General features: G+C 58.0%; 10 protein-coding genes. 5 read left to right on the forward strand and 5 right to left on the reverse strand.

Annotated elements, in window-relative coordinates:
* Both DWB67_RS17355 and DWB67_RS18530 read right to left on the reverse strand, forming a co-directional pair.
* The coding region (locus DWB67_RS17355) for a transposase (RefSeq protein WP_255418749.1) at positions 1–152 on the reverse strand (152 nt) is incomplete at its 3' end.
* A gap of 105 nt (positions 153–257) precedes the next feature.
* Positions 258–389, reverse strand: a complete 132-nt coding sequence (locus tag DWB67_RS18530) for a hypothetical protein (protein ID WP_255418748.1) — start codon at positions 387–389, stop codon at positions 258–260.
* Between the two features lie 421 nt (positions 390–810).
* Here DWB67_RS18530 and DWB67_RS17360 point away from each other — a divergent pair, with 421 nt between their 5' ends.
* Genes DWB67_RS17360 through DWB67_RS17375 form a run of 4 tightly spaced genes read left to right on the forward strand, consistent with a single transcriptional unit; the run spans position 811 to position 4,409 of the window.
* Entirely contained in the window at positions 811–1,713 is a 903-nt protein-coding gene (locus DWB67_RS17360; protein ID WP_119808803.1) for a Fe(3+) dicitrate ABC transporter substrate-binding protein, read from the forward strand.
* 7 nt (positions 1,714–1,720) lie between these two features.
* Positions 1,721–2,698, forward strand: a complete 978-nt coding sequence (locus DWB67_RS17365) for an iron chelate uptake ABC transporter family permease subunit (RefSeq protein ID WP_119808804.1) — start codon at positions 1,721–1,723, stop codon at positions 2,696–2,698.
* Positions 2,695–3,630: an iron ABC transporter permease gene (locus DWB67_RS17370; protein ID WP_119808805.1), complete on the forward strand. Its 936-nt coding sequence runs from the start codon at positions 2,695–2,697 to the stop codon at positions 3,628–3,630. The genes DWB67_RS17365 and DWB67_RS17370 overlap by 4 nt, the downstream gene beginning before the upstream one ends.
* The gene (locus DWB67_RS17375) at positions 3,630–4,409 is read left to right on the forward strand and encodes an ATP-binding cassette domain-containing protein (RefSeq protein ID WP_119808806.1); all 780 of its coding nucleotides are present in this window, start codon (positions 3,630–3,632) and stop codon (positions 4,407–4,409) included. Before DWB67_RS17370 ends, DWB67_RS17375 begins: the two co-directional genes overlap by 1 nt.
* A gap of 99 nt (positions 4,410–4,508) precedes the next feature.
* Here the strand turns inward: DWB67_RS17375 and DWB67_RS18225 are convergent, their stop codons facing one another.
* The 3 genes from DWB67_RS18225 to DWB67_RS17385 form a co-directional block, all read right to left on the reverse strand.
* Positions 4,509–4,700 (reverse strand): glutathione binding-like protein, encoded by a 192-nt coding sequence (locus DWB67_RS18225; RefSeq protein WP_220475180.1) that lies wholly within the window; start codon positions 4,698–4,700, stop codon positions 4,509–4,511.
* A gap of 12 nt (positions 4,701–4,712) precedes the next feature.
* Complete coding sequence (locus DWB67_RS18230) at positions 4,713–4,943, reverse strand: hypothetical protein (RefSeq protein WP_220475181.1); 231 nt, start codon at positions 4,941–4,943, stop codon at positions 4,713–4,715.
* Between the two features lie 350 nt (positions 4,944–5,293).
* On the reverse strand, positions 5,294–6,040 hold the full coding sequence (locus tag DWB67_RS17385) for an SDR family oxidoreductase (RefSeq protein WP_119808807.1): 747 nt from the start codon (positions 6,038–6,040) through the stop codon (positions 5,294–5,296).
* A gap of 107 nt (positions 6,041–6,147) precedes the next feature.
* Between DWB67_RS17385 and DWB67_RS17390 the strand changes: the two genes are divergently transcribed.
* A complete protein-coding gene (locus DWB67_RS17390) occupies positions 6,148–6,564 on the forward strand; it encodes a helix-turn-helix domain-containing protein (RefSeq protein WP_119808808.1) in 417 nt (138 codons plus the stop codon).
* The last annotated feature ends 204 nt before the right edge of the window (positions 6,565–6,768 follow it).

A 6,768-nucleotide genomic window follows, 5' to 3' on the forward strand; every position in this document is an offset into this window, starting at 1 on the left:
CGAAACGGCAACTTGAACAGCACTTTGATGGTCAGGCAGAACTGGACCGCCGCGTCGGAAAACACCGCAGGGCGACCGGGGCTGCCGTCATGCGGCGCAAGCCAGGTCATTTCCTTGTCCAACCAGATTAACAGTGATCCGCGTTTGCGCAGCGACGCAGTATAGTCGGACTAGTTCGTTGTGCGGTAGCGGGCGGGTGATGGCTTGCTCATGCAATCCGCCTAACCGCATGGATTCACAATGTGAATCCTCGACAGTCAGAGTTCTGCAACAACGCCATACAGGCACATATTATGCAATGCAAACACCACGACAGTATGCGTATTCAGGTCGGTGCTGGCGACAACCGCAGCAATGGTCCCAGCCGGCAGGTCCGACAAGGTGATCATCGATACACTGAATGACATTACGGCGATTTACGGTCAGATAGGAGATGGAGCACTTCGGCATCTGGTTTGCCCGGCTGCAAATCATACAAAACTGCCTTGAGTTTATGAATTTATAATCCGGGCTACTGTTCATATCGTCCAATTTGACCATATCACTTCGACGATCAGCGTTTATTAGCGATGTGAATTTTCACCGTCGCGCACCACAATTTTAACGGTCAAAGTGTTGTGAACATAGTCATCCGGCCTTTGGGTTGCGCCGTAATGATTTGCGAAAAACCTGTATCAGGACGGTTGTCTGCATGTTTTCACTATCCTGCAGCTGCTAACTCAGGACTGTCTTGCAACTGTACCAATTGTTGACATTTACACTCAACAAAAGTAGCCCCCCGTTCGGGGAGAGCACAGTCAGGACCTGAAAATGCAATTAAATCTAGGACTTGTCTTCGGCCTGTGTCTTGCGGCTTCATCCGCGCTGGCCGACCCGATTACCGTAAATGACGGCACACATGAAGTCACACTGCCCGATACTCCGCATCGTATCGTGGCGCTTGAATTTTCCTTTGTGGATGCGCTGGCGTCGGTGGATGTGTCGCCCGTGGGCGTGGCAGATGACAATGATCCGGCCCGCATTCCGGATGAAGTGCGTGATATTGTGGGCGACTGGACCTCGGTCGGGACGCGCCCGCAACCCAGTATTGAGGCGATTGCCGCCCTGCACCCCGACCTGATTATTGCCGATCTGGACCGCCATTCAGCCGTTTATGATGCCTTTAGCGCCATCGCCCCGACATTGCTGTTACCATCACGGGGCGAGGATTACGAAGGTAGCCTGCGCTCTGCCGCGCTGATCGGCAAGGCGGTCGATAAACAATCACAGATGCAGGCCCGTCTGGAACAGCATCGTGCAAGCATGGCCGATTACGCCCGGCGCATTCCCGACGGAGCCACCATGATCTTTGGCGCCGCGCGCGAGGACAGCTTTTCCCTGCACGGGCCGGACAGCTATGACGGGTCGGTGTTGCAAAGCCTCGGGATCAACGTTCCCGAGGTACGCGCCCAGGGCGGCGCGTCCGATTTTGTCAGCCTTGAACAACTGTTGGGTCTGGACCCCGACTATCTGCTGGTTGGTCATTACCGCCGCCCGTCAATCATCGATACATGGAACGGGGACGAGCTTTGGTCCATTCTGAAGGCGTCTGACGGTCGCGTCATTTCGGTCGATCCGAATGTCTGGGCGCGCAACCGCGGGATTATGGCCGCTGAAAAAATCGCCGCAGATACGCTGGCGGTTCTGGACGGCAGCTTTGAACAGATTGACTGACCGCGCGATGCGGGTGTTTTGGCAGTTCACCCTTGCCCTGCTGATCGCGGCCGCGCTGTTTGCGTGGTCGCTGTCGGCATTTTCGACCTTTGCTATCGGGCGTGCGGATGTGCTGTCGGCGCTGACCGGCGCAGGCGACACCACCGCCGCGAAAATTGTCCACCGCATCCGTTTACCCCGCGCGGTCGCAGCGCTGTTGATCGGGGCGACGTTGGGTATTAGCGGTCTGTTGATGCAGGGAATATCGCGCAACCGGTTGGCGTCGCCCACGATGCTGGGGGTGACGGGCGGGGCAAGCTTGGGGCTTGCCATTGTATCCAGCGGGCTGGTTGGCGCATCCATGCCCGGCGGCGTCGCCGCGGTCATTGGCGGCGCTGTCGCATGGTCGCTGGTCTTCCTTTTGGGCACCGCATGGTCCGAGGAGGCATCCCGTGGCCGCTTGGTATTGGCTGGAATGACCATGGGGGCGCTTTGTGCAGGGTTGACACGTTTGGTCGTGCTGCTGGCCGAAGAGCGGGCGCTTGGTGTGCTGAACTGGTTGGCCGGATCGCTGTCCAATATCCGCTGGACGGATGTGCAGGTCATGGGGGTCGTCCTGTTCGGCAGCTTTGTCGTCGGGGCGTTGGTCGCGCCGTCGCTGAACCTGATGAACCTTGGCGCGGAAAGCGCCCGCGCGTTGGGCGTCCGGCTGCGGCTGTTACGTTTATCGGTCTTTGCTGCGGGTTGTGTGATGGTCGGCGCGACCGTGGCCGTGGCGGGACCGATCGGCTTTATCGGGCTGATGGCCCCCAATATCTCTCGGCTGATGGTCGGATCAGACCACCGCATCCTTGTACCGATGAGCGGAGCCGTCGGTGCCATTGCCCTGCTGGCAGCCGACATTGCCGCCCGCGGCGTGGCCTTCCCCGCCGAAACGCCGGCAGGGGCAGTCACGGCCCTGATCGGTGCGCCGTTTTTCCTGATCCTTGCGCGGGGCCTGCGATGATCCGCGCGCTGATCGTGCTATCGGCCCTGACATTGGTCGCGCTGTGCACCGGCGCGACCACCATTACCCCTTTGCAGGTCTGGCATCTGTTGCTGGCCCATAACCCACAAGACTTCGTCGTCTGGAGCCATCGTTTCCCCCGCAGCCTGACCGGCATCCTGATCGGCGCTGCGCTTGGCGTTGCAGGGGCGCTGGTACAGGGGGTGATCCGCAATCCTCTGGCCTCGCCCGACATTCTGGGGGTGACGCAGGGGGCCGGGCTGGCCGTTGCCTTTGTATTGTTGGTCTTTCCGGGCGTGGGTTACCTGCCGTTCTTTTCGCTGCTTGGCGGTGCCGCGGGTGCGGCATTGCTAATGGCCTATAACGCCGGCATCTTTTCACCCGTGCGCTTTGCCCTATCGGGGGTCGCAGTGTCCGCCACCTTTGCAGGCGTCACCCAGTTTCTACTGCTGACCCATCCGGTCGAGGTGAATACCGCCCTGTTGTCCCTGACCGGCAGCCTCTGGGCACGCGGCTGGCCGCATCTGGGCCTGCTTTTGCCGTTGATCCCATTGATGATGGTGGCAATGACCTTGGCAAAACCCTTGGACGTTATTGCTTTGGGCGAAGACACGGCGCATGCCTTGGGCACACGCCTGCGTCTGGTCCGATGGGCCGCAATCACAATGGCGGTGATGTTGACGGCGATTTCGGTTTCGGTGGCTGGTCCGGTCGGATTTGTCGGGCTGGTCGCCCCGCATCTGGCACGCCGGTTGGTCGGGGGCGGGCATTTGCGGCTTTTGCCGACCGCCGGAATGTTAGGTGCGGCAATATTGTTGGCCGCCGATACATTGGGTCGCGGCATCGCCCCGCCCGCCGAAATTCCCGCAGGGGTGCTGACGGCTGTTATCGGTGCGCCCTATTTTCTCTGGCTTCTGTTTAGGACACGCTGATGACCCATGCTATCCATGTCGAAGGGTTAACCCTTGGATACGACCGCAAACCGGTTATCGCCGACCTGACCCTCTCGATCCCCGCCGCCCGCTTTACTGCGTTGATCGGACCGAATGGGTGCGGCAAATCTACATTACTGAAAAGTGTGATCCGCACCATGCCACCCCGCGCCGGTCGGATCGACGTAATGGGACAGCCGCTGAACGCAATGTCGGCCCGTGCGCTGGCACGACAGGTATCGTTTCTGCCGCAGGTCCTTCCGGTGCCCGAAGGAATCACTGTGCGCCAGTTGGTCGGCTATGGCCGCAGCCCGCATAACAATTTATGGGGCCGTATCCGTGGCACCGACCGCGCCAAAGTTGACGAGGTTCTGGCCCGACTGGACATCACGGATCTGGCGGGCCGGATGGTCGACGGATTGTCGGGTGGGCAAAGGCAACGCGTCTGGCTGGCGATGGTGCTGGCGCAGAATACCGATATCGTGCTGCTGGACGAACCGACGACCTTTCTGGACATCAATCATCAGGTCGAACTGTTGCGACTGGCCCGCGACCTTGTCGCAACCGGCAAGACGGTCGTTGCCGTGCTGCACGACCTCAATCAGGCATTCCGCTATGCCGATCATATTGTGATGCTACGCAATGGTGGTCTCAGCGGATGTGGATCGCCCGACAAGATGGCCACCACCCCGATGCTGCGCGAGGTCTTTTCAATCGATGCCTGCATTCATCCCGACCCGGAATGCGGCCGACCGATGGTCATTGTGCGTAAACCATGACTGCGCCGGTCCGCCCCAAGGGTGTGTTATTGCAGGAAGGCGACTAAGCGGGGGTATAGCGCAGGCATTGGGGTTTTTGAACGTCTCGTTCTTGCAGATCTATTCCACTTTCGCCGCGAAAGGGCGGGCGTTGACGGATTTTGACCCGCGATCAACCTCGGGGAATTTGGCAAGCCCTTCACCGCCCAGCACGCGTGGTGCGCGGCTGATCCAGCCCCATGCCGACACATCGGCAATCGAATAGCTGTCGCCAACGATAAATACGTGGCCTTTCAGGTGGTCGTTCAGCACCTCATAATGACGCTAGGTTTCGCGCATGTAGTGGTTATTAGCATAGGGCAGATCTTCGGGCGCGACGTGGCGGAAATGCACGTTGTGGTCTGAGAACGCTCCAAGCCCTGAGGCGATGAACATCAGCCATGACAGCAGCTCGCTGCGATGTTCCGGCGCAACACCGAGTTTGCCGGTTTTTTCGGACAAATACATCAGAATGGCTGTGCTGCAGAAAATCACGGTGCCGTCAGTGAAAAGCACCAGATAGTTCTTCCTTTTTGGTCAAAGAAGTTGCCTTTCCCCGAACGAGGCGTGACAAAAGCGCCTTTTGCTACGTCGTGCATGAGAGCCCACTGTGCAGGAATTTTCGGCCATTCGGTGAGGTAGCCACTATCTCCGCTCACGGCCCTGAGCCGACCTTCGCTTGGTGGCCGAGCGCGGCGGTGCAGCTTCACGAAACCGGCCATTCGTCCGACGTGCAGCATTTTGGTGGAGTGAGGGTCTGCTTTGCGGACAAAGCCGCAATTTCTGATAGCTTTACAAACTCGCTTCAACCCTTCGTCGTACTACCTGATTAGTCACCTAATCTGAGCTGCGCGCCGTTTCATGTCTCAGCTGTTGATCGCCGAAAATGCCTCCTCGTAACGGCCTTCGGCTTCGGCTTTGCGCTGAAAATTGACACGGGCCACTAAGATCTCGTCTGGAACCTCAGTGAGCGCGAGAATCCCAACGACCTCGTCGATAAATTCTTGCAGCGGCATCGCAGCGGAGACTGCTGATTGGCCCGGCGTCAACTCTGTTGCGACAAGCGGAGGCGCAATCTCGTGGACATCCACTGAGGTATCGCGCAGTTGATAGCGCACCGCCTGTGTCCAAGCATGGATCGCGGCTTTGGTTGCTGAATAGGCCGGGTTAGCAGCCTTGGGCACGAAGGCCAGCCCCGAAGATACAGTTAGCAACGCCGCATGCGATTGGGTTCGAAGATGGGGCAGCAGCACTGCCGCAAGGCGAATGGGCGCGGTCAGGTTTGTTGCGATGGTGCGCTCGGCCACGTCCAGACTAACCCGTTCGGCGGTGTAATCTTCTGCTTCCATAATACCCGCGTTCAGAATGACGGTATCAAGCTCAGGATGTTCGGCAATGACCGCGTCGGAGAATGCCGCAAGCGAGTTTTCGTCTGTGACATCAATGAGATAACCGGACATTTCTGGGTTTCGCTGCATAGCTGCTTGCAAGCTGTCACTGTTGCGCCCGGTGATGATGATGCGATTTCCCTTGGACTGCAGCGCCTCGGCGAGGGCCAGACCAATCCCTGAATTGCCGCCAGTGATAAGGATCGTACGATTGGTGAAAGTCATTGCTCTGTGTTCCTTTCGATGACTGGAGGACACATGTGGCTTTCGCTATCTTTGGGAAAGAACGCACCGAAAAGAATTATACTTACCCAAAAGAGAGTATGTAGCGCATGACAAACGACCTGTTACGACAAGACCTGCTGAACGTCTCTGAAACTGATCCAGCAGTGGATCGCCTGGTCGAACAAACCATCGGTCGGGTTGCGGACAAGTGGACTATGCTTTTGATCGAAATCCTGACGGAGCGGGAATGCTGCCGTTTTAGTGAACTCAGCAAGGCCTGCGAAGGGATCAGTCAAAAGATGCTCACGCAGACCTTGCGCGCATTGGAATGTGACGGGCTTGTGACCAGGACTGTCTATCCAGTGGTCCCTCCGAAGGTCGAGTATCGTCTGACGGATCTTGGACTTGGTTTGAGCAAGGCATTCTGCGGTGTCTGGATTTGGGCCGAAGAAAATTTGGAGAAGATTGAGCTGGCCCGCAATGAGTATGTCGAACGAAAAAAGAACGATGGAACCGCCAGATAGGGCTCACTGCAGACCTCGGATGCACCGCAGCGTCAGCCAGATCAGCATTGGCTAGCGGACGTGGACGGCCCTTAGCTGCCGTTCATCCTATTGATCATTGAATCGCCCCGGGTCTGTCGGAGACCTATAGCTTCATTTCACGCGACCATATCGAGCAAGCTGCGCTGTGCATAGAAGTTCTCTTCTGCCTCAGCTGGCGGGATA

The sequence above is a fragment of the Paracoccus sp. JM45 genome, from assembly GCF_003590715.1.
Classification (GTDB): domain Bacteria; phylum Pseudomonadota; class Alphaproteobacteria; order Rhodobacterales; family Rhodobacteraceae; genus Paracoccus.

What these genes read in the sequence shown, in the direction of transcription:
- DWB67_RS18530 (WP_255418748.1), bottom strand. Translation starts at nt 389, where the DNA reads ATGATCACCTTGTCGGACCTGCCGGCTGGGACCATTGCTGCGGTTGTC.
- DWB67_RS17385 (WP_119808807.1), bottom strand. Translation starts at nt 6,040, where the DNA reads ATGACTTTCACCAATCGTACGATCCTTATCACTGGCGGCAATTCAGGG.
- DWB67_RS17390 (WP_119808808.1), top strand. Translation starts at nt 6,148, where the DNA reads ATGACAAACGACCTGTTACGACAAGACCTGCTGAACGTCTCTGAAACT.
- DWB67_RS17365 (WP_119808804.1), top strand. Translation starts at nt 1,721, where the DNA reads ATGCGGGTGTTTTGGCAGTTCACCCTTGCCCTGCTGATCGCGGCCGCG.
- DWB67_RS17360 (WP_119808803.1), top strand. Translation starts at nt 811, where the DNA reads ATGCAATTAAATCTAGGACTTGTCTTCGGCCTGTGTCTTGCGGCTTCA.
- DWB67_RS17370 (WP_119808805.1), top strand. Translation starts at nt 2,695, where the DNA reads ATGATCCGCGCGCTGATCGTGCTATCGGCCCTGACATTGGTCGCGCTG.
- DWB67_RS17375 (WP_119808806.1), top strand. Translation starts at nt 3,630, where the DNA reads ATGACCCATGCTATCCATGTCGAAGGGTTAACCCTTGGATACGACCGC.